This window comes from Bacillus sanguinis, assembly GCF_018332475.1.
Classification (GTDB): Bacteria; Bacillota; Bacilli; order Bacillales; family Bacillaceae_G; genus Bacillus_A; species Bacillus_A sanguinis.
In genome coordinates this window covers 1-20,150 of record NZ_BOQB01000013.1, presented here as the reverse complement: position 1 = coordinate 20,150, position 20,150 = coordinate 1, and the positions used below count along the sequence as shown (strand labels likewise).

Below are 20,150 nucleotides of genomic sequence, written 5' to 3'. Positions count from 1 at the left end.
AGGAATGAAAGATGCAAGATGAGTTTGAGAGATTTCAGTCGGATAAAGCGTTTAAATATGTAGGAGTATTTTTAGCAATTAGTTTAGCGGTATGGAGTTTGTACAATTTAATTGTTTACGGAAATGCTGGCATGCCTTTTGTTTTATTTGTACTAGGGCAGTGGGTGTATTTTCTTGTGAACTATTGGCCGAAATGGAAATATAGAAATCAAAAAGAGGTTGATCATGTATGAGTAAGCAAGATGTTATGAGGTTTATAGGAAGTTTATTTTTAGCAGGTCTTATTTTAAATGCGAGTTTAATAATGTTAAGTATTTCGTGGGGAACTATTTTCATATCGAATGTAGCGCTAGTTATTTTATATGGGGTTTCAGAATATAAAGAACAGAAGCGTTTGAAAGAAGAGGGAGTACCGTCGATTGATGAGCGAGTTGTGAACAAGATGAAGTCATATTTTACGATTAGTATGACAAGCTTCGTTTTCTTGTTCATTATGTATCTTTGTGTAAATAAGTATTTAGATAGGCAAGCAGTACATGTAAATGAGTTATTATATATTGCTATTTTTGGTTTATTAATAAGTATGGCATCGACGAGTGTGTTAGCAACAAGGAATAGATAGAAAAAGGGGAACTGGGATGGGATTACCGGTATTATGTGTCGCTACGGCTATTTTTGCTTTGTTTTGGGGAATGCAGAACTTCCCGCGTAATCCAGTGCCGAGCATTTGTATTATGCTTGGTACTGTAGGTTTATCATATTATTTATTAGTTTCAGCTCATTATCATAAAACAGCAACGAGTGTTGTTGTTGGAGCACTTATTTTATGTTGTGGGCGCGCTGTACAAAAAGGATTATTTCCGTAAAAGCTGTTTATACGAAGAGTATAAACAGCTTTTTGTATTTTTTTTACAAAAGACTTGAAAGTTACGTAACGTCATCTTTTATAATGAAGGGGAAGAGGTGATGGTAGTGATTTCAATACAACAATTGACGAAAGAAACAGGGGTAACAGTACGTACATTACGTTATTATGATCAAATAGATTTATTAAAGCCGAGCGGGAAAACAGAAGGTGGGCATCGTTTATATAGTGAAGCTGACGTAATACGGCTGCAACAAATTTTATTTTTAAAGGAAATGGGATTTTCGTTAAAAGAGTCTGCGAATATGTTAATAAAAGGTGAGCTTAATTTAAAGGATTCGCTTGAAAAACAACTTCGATTTGTACAAGAAGAGCAAAAGAAGTTTAATCGAATGGAGCGTGTTTTACAAGCGGTTGTTTATTCGGTAGATGTGGAGGGAGAACTTGATTGGAAAGTTATGTTTGAACTGATTCAGCTTTCGAAACAGTCTTCTCGTATACGTGAAATATTTCAAAATGAAGTATTTTCAAAGAAAGAACAAAAATTGCTGCATAACTTGCCAAATATGAGTGAAGAAGATCCGAATGTTTTAGAATGGGTGGATTTATTAAAGCAATTCCGTACTTTCATGAAAGACGGTAAAGAAGTAACTATTGATGAGGTACAAGGGGCAACGAAGAGATTAATGCAGAAGTGTTTAGAAATGGCCAATGGTGACGAAGCGTTTTTAGATAAGTTATGGGAAGTTAGAAAATCGAAGGAAGATTCACAGAAAATGAGCATGTATCCAATTGAAGAAGAACTTTTATTATATATGGATGAAGCTTTTCGTATATATGATGAAAAGGAGAGGGATAAATGAGTATACTCGCAGAATATCGTTGGTATTTTTTAATTGGGGCAGAGATTGTATTTTGGTTATCGGCTATCGGTTTCTTTTTACTCCGTTACGGATTCCGTTTGAAGAAGGCGAGCTTTATTATCGGAATGGTGCTACTCGTAAATGAAGTGTTTATTTTAACATTAGGGGTAGTGGACTATTATCAAACAGGAAAGTTTTCTAACTTTCAAATCATTACGGTAATTATTTTATTGTATGCAGTTTTCTACGGGAAAAAGGATTTGAAGAAGCTTGATATATTTGCGCAAAAGCTAGTTGCGAAATGGCGGAATGAACCAGCACCTATTATCGAAGAACAGGTAGAATTAACAGGTATGGCTTATGCGAAGCAGGAAATGAAAAATTGGGTATTGCACCTTAGTTTGTTTGTTGTTGTGCATATTTTCTTTTTCTTTCTGTACGGTCTTGCCCCGGTTGAACAATGGCATAATTGGTTAGAAACGGGAATTGTTTTAAATAAATCAGCTAGTCGAGTTAGCCAAGTTTGGGCGATTATACTTTTAGTGGATACAGTTATTTCATTTTCATATGTTCTTTTTCCGAAGAAGGAGAAAGGAAAAGAGAAGCTACTTTCGTAGAGGAAAGTAGCTTTTTTAGTATATCAATAGTTTGTATAGGGGAGGATGACAGTAGGGAAAAGAGCTGATTTTAAATGAAGTGGAATCTTAATCAGTGTGGTGCTTACTGTTTGTTCATGCGGAAGAAGATTTGATAAGGAAGGAAGTTTTTACTCCTTCCTTTTTCTATGTATATATTGTCGAAAATTTTACCGAATATCTGTTCGTTTTCTTGGTTTTTTTATGGGCATTCGTGGTAAAATGGGAATACAGATTTTTTACGAGGAGGTCGGTTTTGTTTGGAACATCAATTTGAAATTATCTCAGCGTATTCCCCGCAAGGTGATCAGCCGGTAGCTATAGAGAAGCTTGTAGAGGGAATTAATAGCGGGAAGAAAAAGCAAGTGTTGCTTGGAGCGACAGGAACGGGTAAGACATTTACGATTTCAAATGTCATTAAAGAAGTGCAAAAGCCAACACTTGTCATGGCTCACAATAAAACGTTAGCAGGACAGTTATATAGTGAGTTGAAAGATTTTTTTCCGAATAATGCAGTTGAATATTTTGTTAGTTATTACGATTATTATCAGCCAGAAGCGTATGTGCCGCAAACAGATACGTTTATTGAAAAAGATGCGCAGATTAATGATGAAATCGATAAATTGCGTCACTCAGCAACATCTGCATTATTTGAACGGGATGATGTAATTATTGTTGCGAGTGTTTCGTGTATATATGGTTTAGGTTCTCCAGAAGAATACCGCGAGTTAGTTGTTTCACTTCGAGTTGGTATGGAAAAGGACCGCAATCAATTGCTTCGTGAACTTGTTGATGTGCAGTATGGACGTAATGATATTGATTTCAAGCGTGGTACATTCCGTGTGCGCGGAGATGTAGTTGAAATCTTCCCAGCATCACTTGATGAGCATTGTATTCGAATTGAGTTTTTCGGCGATGAAATTGATCGTATTCGCGAAGTAAATGCGTTAACAGGTGAAGTATTAGCAGAACGTGATCATGTAGCAATCTTCCCAGCATCTCACTTCGTTACACGTGAGGAAAAAATGAAGGTCGCTATTGAAAATATCGAAAAAGAATTAGAAGAGCGTTTAAAGGAATTAAATGATAATGGCAAGTTGTTAGAAGCGCAGCGTATAGAGCAACGTACACGTTATGATTTAGAAATGATGCGCGAGATGGGATTTTGTTCAGGGATTGAAAACTATTCCCGTCATTTAACACTTCGTCCGGCGGGTGCGACGCCATATACGTTATTAGACTATTTCCCAGAAGATTTCTTAATCGTTATGGATGAGTCACACGTATCCGTGCCACAAGTAAGGGCGATGTATAACGGGGACCAAGCACGTAAGCAAGTACTTGTGGATCATGGATTCCGTTTGCCATCAGCTTTAGATAATAGACCGCTTACGTTTGATGAGTTTGAAGAGAAAACGAATCAAGTTATTTACGTTTCAGCAACGCCAGGACCGTACGAATTAGAGCAGTCACCAGAAGTAATAGAACAAATTATTCGTCCAACAGGGCTTTTAGATCCACCAATTGATATACGTCCAATTGAAGGTCAAATTGATGATTTATTAGGAGAAATTCAAGATCGTATTGCAAAAAATGAACGTGTATTAATTACGACTTTAACGAAGAAGATGTCAGAGGATTTAACAGATTACTTAAAAGATGTAGGAATTAAAGTGAACTATCTTCACTCTGAAATTAAAACGTTAGAACGTATTGAAATTATCCGTGACCTTCGCCTTGGTAAGTTTGATGTACTTGTCGGTATTAACTTATTACGAGAAGGATTAGATATTCCAGAAGTATCGCTTGTAGCTATTTTAGATGCTGATAAGGAAGGGTTCTTGCGCTCAGAGCGTTCATTAATTCAAACAATTGGTCGTGCAGCGCGTAATGAAAATGGCCGCGTAATTATGTACGCAGATCGTATAACAAGATCAATGGGAATTGCGATTGAAGAAACGCAGCGTCGTCGTACTATACAAGAAGCTTACAATAAAGAGCATGGTATTACGCCGAAAACGATTCAAAAAGGTGTGCGTGATGTTATCCGTGCAACGACAGCTGCTGAAGAACCAGAAACATATGAAGCAGCACCAGCTAAGAAGATGACGAAAAAAGAGCGTGAAAAGACAATTGCGAAGATGGAAGCAGAGATGAAAGAAGCAGCAAAAGCGTTAGATTTCGAGCGTGCAGCTGAATTGAGAGATTTACTATTAGAATTAAAAGCGGAAGGGTGAACAGAGTGAGCATGAGCAAGGATTTTATTGTTGTAAAAGGTGCTAGAGCACATAACTTAAAAAATATTGATGTAACCATTCCGAGAAATCAGCTTGTTGTTGTGACGGGATTGTCTGGTTCAGGGAAATCATCATTAGCGTTTGATACGATTTATGCAGAAGGGCAGCGCAGATACGTAGAATCGTTATCTGCGTATGCGCGTCAGTTTTTAGGACAAATGGATAAGCCGGATGTAGATACGATTGAAGGATTGTCACCAGCGATTTCAATCGATCAAAAAACAACGAGTCGTAATCCACGTTCAACTGTCGGGACGGTAACGGAGATTTATGATTATTTACGTCTATTATTTGCGCGAATTGGTACGCCAATTTGTCCGAATCATGGTATTGAAATTACATCACAAACAGTAGAGCAGATGGTAGACCGTGTACTTGAATATCCCGAGCGTACGAAATTACAAGTGTTAGCTCCTATCGTTTCTGGGCGTAAAGGTGCACATGTGAAAGTGCTTGAAGATATTAAGAAGCAAGGATATGTTCGTGTACGTGTTGATGGTGAAATGCTGGATGTGTCTGAAGATATTGCGTTAGATAAAAACAAAAAGCATTCAATTGAAGTTGTAATTGACCGTATTGTTGTAAAAGAAGGAATCGCAAGCCGTCTGGCGGATTCACTTGAAAGTGCATTAAAGCTTGGCGGAGGCCGAGTGTTAATCGATGTAATGGGAGAAGAGGAACTTCTATTTAGTGAACATCATGCTTGTCCGCATTGTGGTTTTTCAATTGGAGAATTAGAGCCGCGCATGTTTTCATTCAACAGTCCATTCGGGGCATGCCCTTCTTGTGATGGACTTGGTTCAAAGTTAGAGGTAGATTTAGAACTCGTTATTCCGAACTGGGATTTATCATTAAATGAACATGCAATTGCTCCTTGGGAACCGACAAGCTCACAATATTATCCGCAGCTTTTACAATCTGTATGTAATCATTACGGCATTGATATGGATGTGCCTGTGAAAAATATACCGAAAGATTTATTTGATAAAGTGTTGTACGGAAGCGGTGAAGAGAAAGTTTATTTCCGCTATGTAAATGAATTTGGTCAAGTAAAGGAAAATGAGATTTTATTTGAAGGTGTTATTCCAAATATCGAACGTCGTTATCGTGAAACGAGTTCTGATTATGTTCGCGAGCAAATGGAGAAATATATGGCAGAGCAAGCTTGTCCGAAGTGTAAAGGTGGACGCTTAAAGCCTGAGAGTTTAGCTGTTTTCGTTGGTGATAAAACGATTGCTGACGTAACGAAGTATTCTGTTCAAGAAGTACAGGAATTCTTCTCAAATGTAGAGCTAACGGAGAAACAACAAAAAATTGCTCATTTAATTTTAAGAGAAATTCAAGAGCGCGTTGGGTTCTTAGTAAACGTCGGTTTAGATTATTTAACGTTAAGTCGTGCCGCAGGAACTTTATCAGGTGGTGAGGCGCAGCGTATTCGTTTAGCAACGCAAATCGGTTCTCGCCTTACTGGCGTACTTTATATTCTTGATGAGCCTTCTATCGGTTTGCATCAGCGCGATAATGACCGTCTTATTCGCACATTGCAAGAAATGCGTGATTTAGGAAATACGCTAATTGTCGTTGAACATGATGAAGACACGATGATGGCTGCTGATTATTTACTTGATATCGGGCCTGGTGCAGGTATTCACGGTGGTCAAGTTGTATCAGCAGGTACGCCAGCTGAAGTGATGCAAGATGAGAATTCGCTAACAGGTAAGTATTTAAGCGGTAAAGAGTTTATTCCGGTTCCACTTGAAAGACGTAAAGGTGACGGACGTAAAGTGGAAATTGTCGGTGCAAAAGAGAATAACTTAAAGAATGCGAAGATGTCATTCCCACTTGGTACGTTTGTAGCGGTAACGGGTGTATCTGGTTCCGGTAAAAGTACGATGATTAATGAAGTACTATATAAATCGTTAGCCCAAAAATTATATAAAGCAAAAGCGAAGCCAGGTACGCATAAAGAGATTAAAGGTCTTGAGCATTTAGATAAAGTAATCGATATTGATCAATCGCCAATCGGTCGTACACCACGTTCTAATCCAGCGACGTATACAGGTGTATTCGATGATATCCGTGATGTGTTTGCACAAACGAATGAAGCGAAAGTGCGCGGATATCAAAAAGGACGTTTCAGCTTTAATGTAAAAGGTGGACGTTGTGAAGCGTGCCGTGGTGATGGAATTATTAAAATCGAAATGCACTTCTTACCAGATGTATACGTTCCGTGTGAAGTTTGTCACGGTAAACGTTACAACCGTGAAACGTTAGAAGTGAAATATAAAGATAAAAACATTTCTGAAGTGTTAGGGATGACAATTGAAGATGGAGTAGAATTCTTCGCTAATATCCCAAAAATTAAGCGTAAACTTCAAACGCTTGTAGATGTAGGGCTTGGTTATATGAAATTAGGACAGCCAGCTACGACGTTATCTGGAGGAGAAGCGCAGCGTGTGAAGCTAGCTTCTGAGTTACACCGTCGTTCTACAGGACGTACGCTATACATTTTAGACGAGCCAACGACTGGTTTACATGCACATGATATCGCACGTCTTCTAGAAGTGCTGCAACGTCTTGTTGAGAGTGGTGAGACGGTACTTGTAATTGAACATAATTTAGATGTAATTAAAACAGCCGACTATATCGTTGACCTTGGACCAGAGGGCGGAGACAAAGGTGGACAAATCGTTGCTTCCGGAACGCCAGAGCAAGTAGTGAAAGAAGAGCGTTCGTATACAGGTAAGTATTTAAAAGAAATTTTAAATCGTGATAAAGCAAGAATGAAAGAGAAAATAAAAGAAGTAGAGCTATCTCAATAAGGGTATTATTAAAAACCGAGTGGAAATGACACTCGGTTTTTAGTTCATAGGGGGAGAAAATGGAGTTTGTAGATGTTTTAAGAAAGAAAAATATGAAGGTAAGAGAGTTTCAAAAGTGGGGCATATATTTTCGGAAGCGCTGGGAGAATCATTTTGCAAACCATTTAAGTAATGAGGAAAAGGAAGACATCTTTCTGTATGGTGATAAGTATGCATGTGGGTATCTATGGCACATATTTAGTTATGAGAGAAAGAAGTGTTTAGAGGGAGAAGAAGCGGAGAACGCGTTTCATAATGAAGTGAAAAAGGATTGCTATATCTTCTATCAACACTATGATGATGTATTGCTAATAAAAGATGCGAGTTTATTAATTATGGATGATATATTAAGTGAAACAGATGATATGTATAAAGGTGATATCTATATTGTAGATAAAGATTTCACTTGGACTTTTGTAAAAACGCATGAGCATAGATGGTGTGGGCCTTATTTCGCAAAGAAGTGTTAGTAGGTATACAAGCAGGAAGAGTAGAATAAGTTGATATAAGTGTTTGCGTGATACTTGCGTTTATAATCTATTAGCGTATGATGAAATATATATGTCAAAAGGATGTGTAAGAAAATGAGATGGATTGTATCACTTCTTGTAAATAGCGTTGTGTTAATCGCTGTATCGGGACTTTTAAAAGGGATTGCACCAGACGCTTTTTATGTAGCGAATATACAAACTGCAATTATTGCGAGTATTATCTTGGCCGTTTTAAATGTGTTTGTAAAACCGTTTTTAATTTTAATTACGCTACCGATTACTGTTGTAACTTTCGGGTTCTTCTTAATCGTTATTAATGCAATTACGTTAAAAATAGCAGATTCATTATTAGGGGATGCATTTAATATATCAGGGTTTGGTGTAGCAATCGTTGCGGCAATTTGTATTTCTATTTTTAATATGATTATTGAAAAGGCAATTGTGGAACCTTTATATGAAAAAAAGAGAAAATGACAAAAAGAAAAACATTTCATGATGTGTATGAAATGTTTTTTTCTATTTATTAGAAACCGTATTTCTTGTTTCCAGAAAAAAATGGTACAATATCCGGTAGAATGGAATTTTACATCAAATGAGACTGAACCCGCAGCGGAGTGGAGGTTTATACATATGCCGAAAGTAAGGACAAAAGATTTAATTGAACAATTTCAATTGGAGTTAATAAGTGGTGAAGAAGGAATTCATCGTCCGATTGATACAAGTGATTTATCACGACCTGGAATTGAAATGGCAGGATTTTTTACATATTATCCAGCTGATCGCGTACAGCTTCTTGGAAAGACGGAGCTTACGTTCTTTGACACGCTAACGACAGAGCAAAAACAAGAGAGAATGAAAGCGCTTTGTACTGAGGAGACGCCATGTATTATTATAACTCGTAATCAAGATGTACCAGATGAGTTACTGCAAGCGTCACGTGAATCGGGTATGCCTTTATTACGTTCTTCTCAAACGACAACAAGATTATCAAGTCGTTTAACAAATTATTTAGAAGGTAAGTTAGCGCCAACAACAGCTGTACATGGTGTCTTAGTAGATATTTACGGTGTTGGTGTTTTAATTACAGGTCAAAGTGGTGTCGGTAAAAGTGAGACAGCTCTTGAACTTGTGAAACGTGGTCACCGCCTTGTTGCGGATGATAGCGTAGAAATTCGCCAAGAAGATGAAGACACATTAGTAGGAAGCTCACCAGATTTAATTGAGCATTTATTAGAAATTCGTGGTCTAGGTATCATTAACGTTATGACGTTATTCGGTGCAGGGGCAGTGCGAAATTATAAGCGTATTACACTTGTTATTAATCTTGAAATTTGGGATCAAAAGAAAAATTACGATCGCTTAGGTCTTGATGAAGAGAAGATGAAAATTATTGATACAGAACTTACGAAGATTACACTTCCAGTTCGTCCTGGTCGAAACTTGGCTGTTATTATTGAAGTGGCAGCGATGAACTTCCGTTTAAAACGTATGGGAGTCAATGCAGCACAACAGTTCTCTGAACGATTAATGAGTGCGATTGAGTTAGGGAATCAGGAGTAAACATTGGAGAGGGAGGTCATACATATGCTGTTAGGTTCTGTGCCACAGCTTGACCGCGTAGCGATCCAACTCGGGCCGTTTCCTGTTTATTGGTACGGGATTATTATCGGGACAGGTGTGCTATTAGGTCTTTGGCTAGCAACTCGCGAGGGAGAAAGGCTAGGTATTCCAAAAGATACATTTGTTGACCTTGTATTAATTGCAGTACCGATCGCTATTCTATTTGCGAGAATGTACTATGTTATTTTTGAATGGGAATATTACGCGCAAAACCCGAGTCAAATTATTAATATTCGTCAAGGTGGCTTGGCGATTCATGGTGGTTTAATTGGGGCTGTTATTACAGGTATTCTTTTTGCGAAACGCCGCGGGGTTTCATTCTGGAAGTTGGCTGATATTGCTGCGCCAAGTATTTTACTAGGACAAGCAATTGGCCGATGGGGAAACTTTATGAACCAAGAGGCACATGGTGATGAAGTAACGAGACAGTTTTTAGAAGGCCTTCATTTACCGGATTTCATTATTAATCAAATGTATATTGATGGTGTGTACTATCATCCGACGTTTTTATATGAATCATTATGGAATTTTGCAGGTGTCATTTTATTACTTGCATTACGAAAAGTGAACTTACGCCGCGGGGAACTATTCTTCACATATTTAATTTGGTATTCAGTAGGGCGCTTCTTCGTAGAAGGCTTACGTACAGATAGTTTAATGCTAGGACCACTTCGCATCGCACAAGTAATGTCAATTGGACTTGTTGTTATTTCTATTATTTTCATTATTGTGAGACGAAAAATGGGGCAAGCTGATAAAAGATATTTGGAAAATTAGAGAAAAGTAGCATCTTATTATGAGATGCTGCTTCTTTCATATTCAGGAAAGAGAAAGGACTAAGGCAATGAGAATAAATACAGTGTTATTTGATTTAGATGGAACTCTAATTAATACAAACGAACTTATTATTTCTTCTTTTTTACATGTGTTACATACATATTATCCAGATCAATATAAACGTGAAGATGTATTACCATTCATCGGTCCGTCTTTACATGACACTTTCAGCAAGATTGATGAAGACAAGGTTGAAGAGATGATCACATGTTATCGTCAATTTAACCATGATCATCATGATGAATTAGTAGAAGAATATGAAACTGTATATGAAACAGTTCAAGAGCTGAAGAAGCAAGGCTATAAAGTTGGGATTGTTACAACGAAAGCGAGACAAACTGTTGAAATGGGATTAAAGTTGTCAAAGCTTGATGAATTTTTTGATGTTGTCGTGACAATTGATGATGTAGAGCATGTGAAACCACATCCAGAGCCACTTCAAAAAGCGCTCCAGTTATTAAATGCGAAACCGGAAGAAGCATTGATGGTTGGGGATAATCATCATGATGTTGTTGGCGGACAAAATGCGGGTACGAAAACAGCTGCTGTTTCATGGACACTGAAAGGTAGAGCGTATTTAGAGGCTTACAAGCCGGACTTTATGCTAGATAAAATGAGTGATTTGCTACCAATTTTGTCTAATATGAACCGTTCATAAAGGTCCAAGTAAGTTAGTAGGGGAGATATTTCTCTACTAACTTACAGTTTCACTTTTTAGTAGAGGAGCGAGCAAAGTGCGACGGACAACACGCTATCCTGTTTCGGGAGAAAATTCATTATGGAATGTGTATAAAACAGTGTCCTTTTGGAAGGTAATGAAGAACTTTATTATTATCCAGATTGCTCGTTATACACCATTTTTATCCGTTAAGAATTGGTTGTACCGCACATTTTTACGGATGAAAGTCGGAAAGAAAACATCGTTCGCGCTTATGGTAATGCCGGACATTATGTTCCCAGAAAAGATAACTGTGGGAGAGAATTCGATTATCGGCTATAATACAACGCTTTTAGCACATGAATATTTAATTCGCGAATATCGACTTGGAGAGATTGTCATAGGAAATGAAGTGATGATTGGAGCGAATACAACGATATTACCAGGTGTGAAAATTGGAGATGGCGCGATTGTTTCAGCTGGCACACTTGTTCATAGGGATGTCCCAAGTGGTGCTTTCGTGGGTGGAAATCCAATGCGTGTTATTTATACGAAAGAAGAAATGGATGCTAAAGAAGTTTGATACTAAAAATGTAACATTTCTCTTCTTTTTTAATGAATAAAAAGGAAATAATTGAGTATAATATACTGTTTTGTTTTTTACGGAATCGTTTATACTTATAGATAGAAGAATGTGTGAACGAAGAAAACAAAAAACTGGAGGATATATGGGGAAAAATCAAGGAATATATAAGGAGAACGGACAAGTTATCTCTTTTAATCAATTAGCGGACTTCTTTTATAAAAAAGGGATGAGGGCTTACAAAGGGCAGAAATTGCAAGATGCAATTAAATATTTTCGAAGAGCGGCACAAAGTGAGAAGGAGCCGTTTATTTTATGTCAATTAGCAACAGTATTATCTGAGGCTGGTGAATATCAAGAGTCGAATCAAACCTTCTTTAAGCTTGTTAGATCTAATCCAGAACTTGAACAGTGTTATTATTTTATTGCAAATAATTATGCATATATGGGACTATTTCAGCAGGCGAAGAAGTATGCGGAGCGTTATTTAGAAGTTGCAGAAGAGAAGGAATTCGTAGAAGATACATTGGAATTACTTGAAATTATGGAAGAAGAAGCGATGGGTGCGGAAGAGATTGAGGATGAAGATGATTTAATTGTTATGCAGGAAGAAGCAAATCGTTATATTCGTAACGGACAATTGGAAGAAGCAATTGCTACATTAGAAATTGTTACGAAAGATTATCCGGAATTTTGGTCGGGTCATAATAATTTAGCCATTGCACATTTTCAATCTGGTAATGTAGATAAGGCGCTGAAGTTAACGGAAATGATTTTAGAGAAAAATCCTGGTAATATCCATGCGCTTTGTAATACGCTTATTTTCCTATATTCAATTGGAGAGCATAAACAAGTAGAAGCGTTAGCTGCGCAGTTAGTTGCAGTATATCCAATTTCATTCGAACATCGTTTAAAACTTGGAACGACACTTGCAACAATTGGTCATTTCGAGCATGCATATAAATGGTTTAAAGTATTAAAGCGTCAAGGATACGAGGGAGACGTTAGTTTTTATTATTGGTTTGCATATTCTGCTTATATGGTGAAAGATCAGCAAGTAGCTGAAAAAATGTGGCAACATGTTGTAGAATTGCACCCTGATAAAAAGGGAAAAGAACCGTGGAATGCGCTGAATTTAGCGGATGAAGGACAAAACGTGTTATTTGAGGAATTACGAAAATCGTTTCAGCAAAGTGGAACGCTAGAGGAACAAATGCTAGCTTTATATTTAATGAATGAATTGTCCACGCCAGAGAAGGTGGGATTCTTCTTTGATGTAACGCAGGCGAAGAACGGTGTTCCAATCGTATCGCAACTTGCAAAGTATTTCTTTTTACTGAATAGCCATAAGAGCATTCCAGCTGAGTTACAACAGTTTGAACAGTGTGCGCGAATCGCGGATGCCTTATACAATTATACGAAAAAAGATGATGAATTAATCGAAGAGTGTTTACAATTTTGGTTTTGTACGTTCATCCGTTTATATACATCTGGGGCAGCTTTTACAAATGTATACGGCTGGTCAGCGGCGATTGAATATATCGTACGCAGTGAACAAGGAAATAAGATGACACAGTCGGAGCTCGGAGATGTATATAATGTATCTGTAGCGACTGTTCGAAAGTATGTGCAGGCTGTGAAACGTACGCACACATAAGATAAGCAAATCATTGGGAAAAAAATGATGCTAACAGTATAATGAGGGTAACTTAATTGTGTAGGAATGAATAGGAGTGAATGGTGTGTCAGAAGAAAAAATTTATGATGTCATTATTATTGGTGCAGGACCAGCTGGTATGACAGCTGCAGTATATACATCTCGTGCGAATTTAAGCACATTAATGCTTGAGCGTGGTATCCCAGGTGGCCAAATGGCAAACACGGAAGATGTAGAAAACTACCCAGGTTATGAGTCTATTTTAGGACCCGACTTATCAAATAAAATGTTCGAGCATGCGAAGAAATTTGGTGCTGAATATGCATACGGTGATGTGAAAGAAATCATCGATGGTAAAGAATACAAAACAATTATTGCTGGTAAAAAAGAATATAAAGCACGTGCAATTATCGTTGCAAGCGGTGCAGAATATAAAAAAATTGGTGTGCCAGGCGAAGCTGAACTTGGCGGCCGTGGTGTATCATATTGTGCAGTATGTGACGGAGCATTCTTTAAAGGAAAAGAACTTGTAGTTATTGGCGGCGGAGATTCTGCTGTTGAAGAGGGTGTGTTCTTAACACGCTTCGCATCAAAGGTAACAATCGTTCACCGTCGTGACACGCTTCGTGCACAGAAAATTTTACAAGATCGCGCTTTCCAAAACGAGAAAGTAGACTTCATTTGGAATCACACTATTAAAGAAATTAACGATGCAAATGGTAAAGTAGGAAGTGTAACACTTGTAGACGTAAACAGTGGAGAAGAGAAAGAAGTCAAAACTGACGGCGTATTCGTATACATCGGTATGTTACCATTATCAAAACCATTTGTTGAACTAGGTATTACAAATGAAAATGGTTACCTTGAAACAAACGAGCGTATGGAAACGAAAGTTCCAGGTATTTTCGCAGCTGGTGATGTTCGTGAAAAAATGCTACGTCAAATTGTAACTGCAACAGGCGATGGTAGTATCGCAGCACAAAGTGCACAACATTACGTAGAAGAATTATTAGAAGAATTAAAAACTGTATCAGAAAAATAAGGGATAACATACCTTTTGAGAAGAAAGCTACAGATAGTCGCTTTCTTCTTTTTTTTGTGAAAATGTCAAAGTTTTGTCAAAAAATATTAGGATTATAAGCTTTCTTATTGATATACTAGACTTTACGGAAAAAATCACTATAAGAAATGAGGAATTTATTCAGTATGGAATGGCGTAATATATATCGTGGATTTTGTATGGGCGTTAGTGATTTAATTCCTGGTGTGAGCGGCGGTACAATCGCTGTTGTGTTAGGGATTTATGAACAATTACTTGCGGCAATTAGTGGATTCTTTAGTCGTGAATGGAAAAAACATCTAGGATTTTTAATTCCCCTTGCAGCTGGTGTGGCAGCAGCGTTTTTAACGTTAAGCCACGTTATTAAATATTTACTTGCAAATCATTATGAACCGACTCAATTTTTCTTCCTCGGTTTAATTATTAGTATATTACCGATGTTAATGAGAGAAGCTGATGCAAAGTCTTCGTTTAAAGGTAAGCACATTGTTTTATTAATCGTTGCAGCAATTCTTGTTGCAATCACAGCTTTCTTTAAACCAGATAAGGCAGCAGATCCAATTACGACGTTAACAATTTTAAATGCAATTGGTTTATTTTTCGCAGGATGGATGGCTAGTATGGCTATGTTGCTTCCTGGAATTAGCGGATCATTTATTCTATTAATTATTGGTGTGTATCCGACAGCAATTAATGCTTTAACTACACTGAACTTACCTCTAATCGTAGTTATCGGTGCTGGTGTTATGGTAGGGTTTGTTGTGAGTAGTAAAGGAATTAGTTTCTTATTAGATCGTTATAAAAGTATGACATTTGCGGCAATTATTGGACTTGTTATCGGTTCGATTGTAATTGTATTCCCAGGTATTCCAACTGGAGGATTTTCAATTATAAGTTCAATTATTACCTTTATTTTAGGATTTGCGATTGTTACTTATTTCGGTAAGAAATAAGGGCTTTAATCCCCTTGGCGATAAAAATCGTTAAGGGGATTTTTCATGCTATTCATTGAAAATCTAAGCATTTACATTGCTTGTTCTAGAAAGCTTTTTTAAAATTGTTGAGTAGCATATGCTTAGCGAAAGAGGACTGGCTCCTTCGTTGTAGCAAACTGTTTTTGATAGTATAATGAAATGAGTATGCAGTGAGAATTTTACTGCAAGTAGCTGAGGTGAAGAAACATGCAAAGAGTGACAAACTGTGTGTTAATTAGAGATAATGAAGTACTCTTACTCCAAAAACCTCGCCGAAATTGGTGGGTTGCACCAGGCGGGAAAATGGAGCGTGGTGAGACTGTAAGAGATTCCGTTGTTCGCGAGTATCGTGAAGAAACAGGTATTTATTTAAAGAACCCAGCGTTAAAGGGGGTCTTCACCTTTGTCATCCAAGAAGGTGATAAAGTTGTTTCTGAATGGATGATGTTCTCCTTCTTAGCGACAGATTTTGCAGGAGAAAACAAACTAGAGAGCGAAGAAGGCATCATTGGTTGGCATACATTTGATAAAATTGATGATCTAGCAATGGCACCAGGAGATTATCACATTATTGATTATTTAATTAAAGGAAATGGCATAATCTACGGTACATTTGTATATACCCCAGATTTTGAGTTGCTTTCATATCGATTAGATCCGAGTTAAACCGTCAAGGAGAGGATACGATGACAGAGAATAATGATATAAAAATGGTAATTATTACAGGAATGTCTGGAGCTGGAAAGACAGTAGCTTTACAAAGTTTTGAAGATTTAGGATATTTCTGTGTTGATAATTTACCACCGATGTTATTGCCAAAGTTTATTGAGCTTATGGCAGATTCAAAAGGAAAAATGAATAAAGTAGCACTTGGCGTGGATTTACGTGGCCGAGAGTTTTTCGAACATTTATGGGGAGCACTTGATGATTTATCAGAACGTACATGGATTATTCCTCATATTTTATTCTTAGATGCGAAAGATGGCACGCTTGTAACTCGTTATAAAGAAACGAGACGTTCGCATCCACTTGCACCAACTGGTTTGCCGTTAAAGGGAATCGAAATGGAGCGTAGCTTATTAACTGATATGAAGGCGCGAGCGAATATTGTGCTTGATACATCAGATTTAAAACCGAAAGAATTGCGTGAAAAAATTGTTCATCTGTTTTCAACTGAAACCGAGCAAGCATTTCGTGTAAATGTTATGTCATTTGGATTTAAGTACGGTATTCCAATTGATGCAGATTTAGTATTTGATGTTCGTTTTTTACCAAATCCATATTACATTCCACATATGAAGCCGTTAACAGGACTAGATGAGGAAGTTTCATCGTATGTGCTGAAATTTAATGAGACACATAAGTTTTTAGAGAAATTGACGGATCTTATTACTTTCATGCTGCCTCATTATAAAAGAGAAGGCAAGAGTCAACTTGTAATTGCAATTGGATGTACAGGTGGACAGCATCGTTCTGTTACGCTTACAGAATACCTTGGGAAACATTTGAAACCAGAGTATAGCGTTCATGTATCTCATCGTGATGTGGAGAAGAGAAAGGGCCATTAAGGGATGAAAAAAGAGAGAAAGCCTAAAATTGTTATCATGGGAGGCGGCACTGGACTATCTGTTTTATTGCGAGGATTAAAACAATATCCGGTTGATATTACAGCAGTTGTTACAATCGCTGATGATGGTGGTAGTTCAGGTAGATTACGTGATGAGCTAGAAATTCCACCCCCAGGTGACATTCGTAACGTACTTGTTGCGTTATCAGATGTAGAGCCGCTGGTGGAAGCTTTATTTCAGCATCGTTTCACAACAGGAGATGGGCTGAAAGGTCATGCGTTAGGAAATTTATTATTGGCGGGTATGACCTCGATTACAGGAGACTTTTTCCACGCGATTACGGAAACGAGTAAAGTATTAAACGTCAGAGGACGTGTGTTACCAGCAGCGAACCAAAGCGCGGTACTTCATGCGGAACTAGAAGATGGAGAAATTGTAACAGGTGAATCAAAGATTCCGTATTACGGAAAGAAGATTAACCGTGTCTTTTTAACTCCAGAAGATGTAGAGCCGTTACATGAAACGTTGGCTGAGATTAAGCGAGCTGATTTACTTGTTTTCGGTCCAGGAAGTTTGTATACGAGTATATTACCGAATTTAGTTGTTAACAAAATTGGGGACGCTGTTCTTGCTGCAAAAGCGAAGAAGGTATATGTGTGTAATGTTATGACACAAGCTGGTGAAACGATGGGATATACTGCGTTTGACCATGTGCAGGCGTTACATGATCATTTAGGTAAGCCATTTATCGATACTGCAATTGTAAATAACCGTGATATTCCTTGTGAATTACGTCAGTTATATGAGGAAGAAATGTCGGCACCAGTTGTAGTAGATGAAGAGCGTTTTACTGAAAACAATATTGATGTCATTCAAGATCAATTAGCGAAGTATGATGATCGTGTTGTAAGGCACGATACATTAAAGCTAGCTTCAATTTTATATTCACTGTTGTAGATGTGCGTTGCCTCGTTTGGGGTAACGCTCATCATTTCATATAGGACAAGATTTTTGTTCCACAATAATCGTATAAGGAGGTGTTGACTGTGTCATTTGCATCAGAAACAAAGAAAGAGTTGACGAATCTTGAGATGAAGGAATGCTGTGAGAAAGCAGAATTATCAGCGTTACTTCGAATGAACGGCTCGCTTTCTTTTTCAAATCGTCGTCTATCTATCGATATTCAAACGGAGAATGCGGCAATTGCAAGAAGGATTTATACGCTTTTGAAAAAAGGATATGACGTGACGGTAGAATTACTTGTTCGTAAAAAAATGCGATTGAAGAAAAATAATGTATATATTGTGCGACTTGTTGAGAAGTCTCGCGAAATATTAGCTGATCTTCATATTGTTCGAGACGACTTTTCATTTATTCGAAATATATCACAAGAATTGATTGAGAAGAAATGTTGTAAACGATCGTATTTACGCGGTGCATTTTTAGCAGGTGGTTCGGTAAATAACCCAGAAACATCATCTTATCATTTAGAGATCTTTTCGTTATATAAGGAACATAATGATGCTATATGTGAACTGATGAACGGATTTGATTTAAATAGTAAGACGTTGGAAAGAAGAAAAGGGTACATTACGTATTTGAAAGAAGCAGAAAAAATTACAGAGTTTTTAAATATTATAGGTGCTCATAATGCACTTTTAAGATTTGAAGACATTCGAATCGTACGTGATATGCGTAATTCAGTAAATCGTTTAGTGAACTGCGAAACAGCTAATTTAAATAAAACAATTGGTGCAGCGCTAAGGCAGATTGAAAATATCCGCTATATTGATGAGACGGTCGGTCTTGATATATTGCCAGATAAACTACGAGAAATTGCACAACTACGAAGAGATTATCAAGATGTAACATTGAAAGAATTAGGTGAGATGGTATCCGGGGGGAAAATTAGTAAATCGGGTATTAATCATCGTTTGCGTAAAATCGATGAGATTGCAGAGAAATTACGCGCGGGGGAAACGGTAGCAAAAAAATAAGAGGTTAAAGGGGAAATGGAGCTGTGGTTCAAAAAAGAGTTCAGGTTTCATTAAAAAACGGTTTACAAGCACGTCCGGCTGCGTTGTTTGTACAAGAGGCAAATCGCTTTCATGCGGATATCTTCATCGAGAAAGATGGAAAGACAGTGAATGCAAAGAGCATAATGGGGATTATGAGCTTAGCAATCGGAACTGGTAGCATGATAACAATTACAACGGAAGGTTCAGATGCAGAAGAAGCTTTAGAAGCGTTAGCTGCATATGTACAGTAAAAAACTATCGCGCATGTGCGATAGTTTTTTTATTTGTTGATGATTGTCGGTGGGGATGTAGACGGTACGTGCTTGTCGAGGATTGTCGGTAAGTCGATATATTTAGTTGGATACTAGGTGGGGTATGCGTGTGCGAAGACCTAGATATAAAAAAAGCGCCCTATAATAGGGCGCTTCCGCTTTAAATCTATCCAGCTTCAGCGGCTAGAATCTCCGGTTGTTTCGCTTTTACATTCGAGGCAAAAAGCGCCTCGGAATCAGGGGCTCCATCGCCCTGTGATTCTAAACGAGCCGCTTCCGCTTTTAGTTATATCTAGCTCCAGCGGCTAGAATCTCCGGTCGCTTCGCCCCTTCATTCGAGGCAAAAAGCGCCTCGGAATCAGGGGCTCCATCGCCCTGCGATTCTAAACGAGCCGCTTCCGCTTTTAGTTATTAACGATTTGTAAAGATCTTATCGATTAAACCGTATTCTAAAGCTTTTTCTGCTGTCATGAAGTTGTCGCGGTCTGTGTCGCGTTGTAGTACTTCAAGTGGTTGACCTGTGCGGTCAGCAAGAATTTGGTTTAGTTTTTCACGTAAGAATAGGATACGTTTTGCAGCGATTTCGATTTCAGTCGCTTGACCTTGTGCTCCGCCAAGTGGTTGGTGAATCATTACTTCACTGTTTGGAAGTGCGAAACGTTTTCCTTTTTCACCTGCTGCTAGTAAGAATGCACCCATAGATGCCGCCATACCGATACAGATTGTTGATACTTGCGGTTTAATAAACTGCATTGTATCGTAAATTGCCATACCTGCTGTGATAGAACCACCAGGGCTGTTGATGTAGATGTGAATATCTTTTTCTGGATCTTGAGATTCCAAGAATAAAAGCTGGGAAACGATTGAGTTAGCTACGTTGTCATCAATTGC

Annotated in this window: 22 protein-coding genes; 21 read left to right on the top strand and 1 reads right to left on the bottom strand. The window is 37.9% G+C overall.

The window, feature by feature from the left end; all coding sequences use genetic code 11:
- Positions 1 to 11 precede the first annotated feature (11 nt).
- The 21 genes from KI369_RS01700 (at position 12) to KI369_RS01600 (ending at position 19,238) form a co-directional block, all read left to right on the top strand.
- Entirely contained in the window at positions 12 to 233 is a 222-nt protein-coding gene (locus tag KI369_RS01700) for a hypothetical protein (RefSeq protein ID WP_212954866.1), read from the top strand.
- Positions 230 to 622 (top strand): ATPase, encoded by a 393-nt coding sequence (locus KI369_RS01695; protein ID WP_212954865.1) that lies wholly within the window; start codon positions 230 to 232, stop codon positions 620 to 622. Before KI369_RS01700 ends, KI369_RS01695 begins: the two co-directional genes overlap by 4 nt.
- 16 nt (positions 623 to 638) lie before the next feature.
- Positions 639 to 866, top strand: a complete 228-nt coding sequence (locus KI369_RS01690; protein ID WP_212954864.1) for a hypothetical protein — start codon at positions 639 to 641, stop codon at positions 864 to 866.
- A gap of 100 nt (positions 867 to 966) precedes the next feature.
- Positions 967 to 1,728 carry a MerR family transcriptional regulator gene (locus tag KI369_RS01685; RefSeq protein WP_212954863.1) on the top strand — a complete coding sequence of 254 codons (762 nt, stop codon included), beginning with the start codon at positions 967 to 969 and terminating at the stop codon, positions 1,726 to 1,728.
- A complete protein-coding gene (locus KI369_RS01680) occupies positions 1,725 to 2,345 on the top strand; it encodes a hypothetical protein (RefSeq protein WP_212954862.1) in 621 nt (206 codons plus the stop codon). Before KI369_RS01685 ends, KI369_RS01680 begins: the two co-directional genes overlap by 4 nt.
- Before the next feature lie 278 nt (positions 2,346 to 2,623).
- Entirely contained in the window at positions 2,624 to 4,600 is a 1,977-nt protein-coding gene (uvrB, locus tag KI369_RS01675; RefSeq protein ID WP_061679311.1) for an excinuclease ABC subunit B, read from the top strand.
- Positions 4,601 to 4,611: 11 nt separating this feature from the next.
- Complete coding sequence (uvrA, locus tag KI369_RS01670) at positions 4,612 to 7,482, top strand: excinuclease ABC subunit UvrA (protein WP_212954904.1); 2,871 nt, start codon at positions 4,612 to 4,614, stop codon at positions 7,480 to 7,482.
- A gap of 59 nt (positions 7,483 to 7,541) precedes the next feature.
- Entirely contained in the window at positions 7,542 to 7,991 is a 450-nt protein-coding gene (locus KI369_RS01665; RefSeq protein ID WP_212954861.1) for a DUF4275 family protein, read from the top strand.
- A gap of 114 nt (positions 7,992 to 8,105) precedes the next feature.
- The gene (locus tag KI369_RS01660; RefSeq protein WP_001267308.1) at positions 8,106 to 8,486 is read left to right on the top strand and encodes a phage holin family protein; all 381 of its coding nucleotides are present in this window, start codon (positions 8,106 to 8,108) and stop codon (positions 8,484 to 8,486) included.
- A gap of 156 nt (positions 8,487 to 8,642) precedes the next feature.
- Positions 8,643 to 9,572 carry an HPr(Ser) kinase/phosphatase gene (hprK, locus tag KI369_RS01655; protein WP_001127251.1) on the top strand — a complete coding sequence of 310 codons (930 nt, stop codon included), beginning with the start codon at positions 8,643 to 8,645 and terminating at the stop codon, positions 9,570 to 9,572.
- 24 nt (positions 9,573 to 9,596) lie between these two features.
- Positions 9,597 to 10,409, top strand: coding sequence for a prolipoprotein diacylglyceryl transferase (gene lgt, locus KI369_RS01650; RefSeq protein WP_000924232.1), 813 nt, complete (start codon positions 9,597 to 9,599; stop codon positions 10,407 to 10,409).
- Positions 10,410 to 10,476: 67 nt separating this feature from the next.
- Complete coding sequence (gene ppaX, locus KI369_RS01645) at positions 10,477 to 11,127, top strand: pyrophosphatase PpaX (RefSeq protein ID WP_212954860.1); 651 nt, start codon at positions 10,477 to 10,479, stop codon at positions 11,125 to 11,127.
- Positions 11,128 to 11,203: 76 nt separating this feature from the next.
- Complete coding sequence (locus tag KI369_RS01640) at positions 11,204 to 11,710, top strand: acyltransferase (protein ID WP_212954859.1); 507 nt, start codon at positions 11,204 to 11,206, stop codon at positions 11,708 to 11,710.
- A 145-nt stretch (positions 11,711 to 11,855) separates the two neighbouring features.
- Positions 11,856 to 13,367, top strand: a complete 1,512-nt coding sequence (locus tag KI369_RS01635; protein WP_212954858.1) for a tetratricopeptide repeat protein — start codon at positions 11,856 to 11,858, stop codon at positions 13,365 to 13,367.
- An 85-nt stretch (positions 13,368 to 13,452) separates the two neighbouring features.
- Complete coding sequence (trxB, locus tag KI369_RS01630) at positions 13,453 to 14,409, top strand: thioredoxin-disulfide reductase (protein WP_212954857.1); 957 nt, start codon at positions 13,453 to 13,455, stop codon at positions 14,407 to 14,409.
- A gap of 164 nt (positions 14,410 to 14,573) precedes the next feature.
- Positions 14,574 to 15,380 (top strand): DUF368 domain-containing protein, encoded by an 807-nt coding sequence (locus tag KI369_RS01625; protein ID WP_000455196.1) that lies wholly within the window; start codon positions 14,574 to 14,576, stop codon positions 15,378 to 15,380.
- Positions 15,381 to 15,608: 228 nt separating this feature from the next.
- Positions 15,609 to 16,067, top strand: coding sequence for an NUDIX hydrolase (locus KI369_RS01620; RefSeq protein ID WP_001190080.1), 459 nt, complete (start codon positions 15,609 to 15,611; stop codon positions 16,065 to 16,067).
- Positions 16,068 to 16,087: 20 nt separating this feature from the next.
- Positions 16,088 to 16,969, top strand: a complete 882-nt coding sequence (gene rapZ / locus KI369_RS01615) for an RNase adapter RapZ (protein WP_000138462.1) — start codon at positions 16,088 to 16,090, stop codon at positions 16,967 to 16,969.
- A gap of 3 nt (positions 16,970 to 16,972) precedes the next feature.
- Complete coding sequence (locus tag KI369_RS01610) at positions 16,973 to 17,926, top strand: gluconeogenesis morphogenetic factor MgfK (protein WP_144488534.1); 954 nt, start codon at positions 16,973 to 16,975, stop codon at positions 17,924 to 17,926.
- 89 nt (positions 17,927 to 18,015) lie between these two features.
- Positions 18,016 to 18,966, top strand: coding sequence for a DNA-binding protein WhiA (whiA, locus tag KI369_RS01605; RefSeq protein ID WP_000006563.1), 951 nt, complete (start codon positions 18,016 to 18,018; stop codon positions 18,964 to 18,966).
- A gap of 23 nt (positions 18,967 to 18,989) precedes the next feature.
- Positions 18,990 to 19,238 carry an HPr family phosphocarrier protein gene (locus KI369_RS01600; RefSeq protein WP_000250307.1) on the top strand — a complete coding sequence of 83 codons (249 nt, stop codon included), beginning with the start codon at positions 18,990 to 18,992 and terminating at the stop codon, positions 19,236 to 19,238.
- 432 nt (positions 19,239 to 19,670) lie between these two features.
- Here the strand turns inward: KI369_RS01600 and KI369_RS01595 are convergent.
- Positions 19,671 to 20,150: ATP-dependent Clp protease proteolytic subunit (locus tag KI369_RS01595; RefSeq protein ID WP_212954856.1), on the bottom strand; the 480-nt coding region annotated here is incomplete at its 5' end.

What these genes read in the sequence shown, in the direction of transcription:
- KI369_RS01700 (WP_212954866.1), top strand. Translation starts at nt 12, where the DNA reads ATGCAAGATGAGTTTGAGAGATTTCAGTCGGATAAAGCGTTTAAATAT.
- KI369_RS01695 (WP_212954865.1), top strand. Translation starts at nt 230, where the DNA reads ATGAGTAAGCAAGATGTTATGAGGTTTATAGGAAGTTTATTTTTAGCA.
- KI369_RS01690 (WP_212954864.1), top strand. Translation starts at nt 639, where the DNA reads ATGGGATTACCGGTATTATGTGTCGCTACGGCTATTTTTGCTTTGTTT.
- KI369_RS01685 (WP_212954863.1), top strand. Translation starts at nt 967, where the DNA reads ATGGTAGTGATTTCAATACAACAATTGACGAAAGAAACAGGGGTAACA.
- KI369_RS01680 (WP_212954862.1), top strand. Translation starts at nt 1,725, where the DNA reads ATGAGTATACTCGCAGAATATCGTTGGTATTTTTTAATTGGGGCAGAG.
- uvrA (WP_212954904.1), top strand. Translation starts at nt 4,612, where the DNA reads ATGAGCAAGGATTTTATTGTTGTAAAAGGTGCTAGAGCACATAACTTA.
- KI369_RS01665 (WP_212954861.1), top strand. Translation starts at nt 7,542, where the DNA reads ATGGAGTTTGTAGATGTTTTAAGAAAGAAAAATATGAAGGTAAGAGAG.
- KI369_RS01660 (WP_001267308.1), top strand. Translation starts at nt 8,106, where the DNA reads ATGAGATGGATTGTATCACTTCTTGTAAATAGCGTTGTGTTAATCGCT.
- hprK (WP_001127251.1), top strand. Translation starts at nt 8,643, where the DNA reads ATGCCGAAAGTAAGGACAAAAGATTTAATTGAACAATTTCAATTGGAG.
- lgt (WP_000924232.1), top strand. Translation starts at nt 9,597, where the DNA reads ATGCTGTTAGGTTCTGTGCCACAGCTTGACCGCGTAGCGATCCAACTC.
- ppaX (WP_212954860.1), top strand. Translation starts at nt 10,477, where the DNA reads ATGAGAATAAATACAGTGTTATTTGATTTAGATGGAACTCTAATTAAT.
- KI369_RS01635 (WP_212954858.1), top strand. Translation starts at nt 11,856, where the DNA reads ATGGGGAAAAATCAAGGAATATATAAGGAGAACGGACAAGTTATCTCT.
- KI369_RS01625 (WP_000455196.1), top strand. Translation starts at nt 14,574, where the DNA reads ATGGAATGGCGTAATATATATCGTGGATTTTGTATGGGCGTTAGTGAT.
- KI369_RS01620 (WP_001190080.1), top strand. Translation starts at nt 15,609, where the DNA reads ATGCAAAGAGTGACAAACTGTGTGTTAATTAGAGATAATGAAGTACTC.
- rapZ (WP_000138462.1), top strand. Translation starts at nt 16,088, where the DNA reads ATGACAGAGAATAATGATATAAAAATGGTAATTATTACAGGAATGTCT.
- KI369_RS01610 (WP_144488534.1), top strand. Translation starts at nt 16,973, where the DNA reads ATGAAAAAAGAGAGAAAGCCTAAAATTGTTATCATGGGAGGCGGCACT.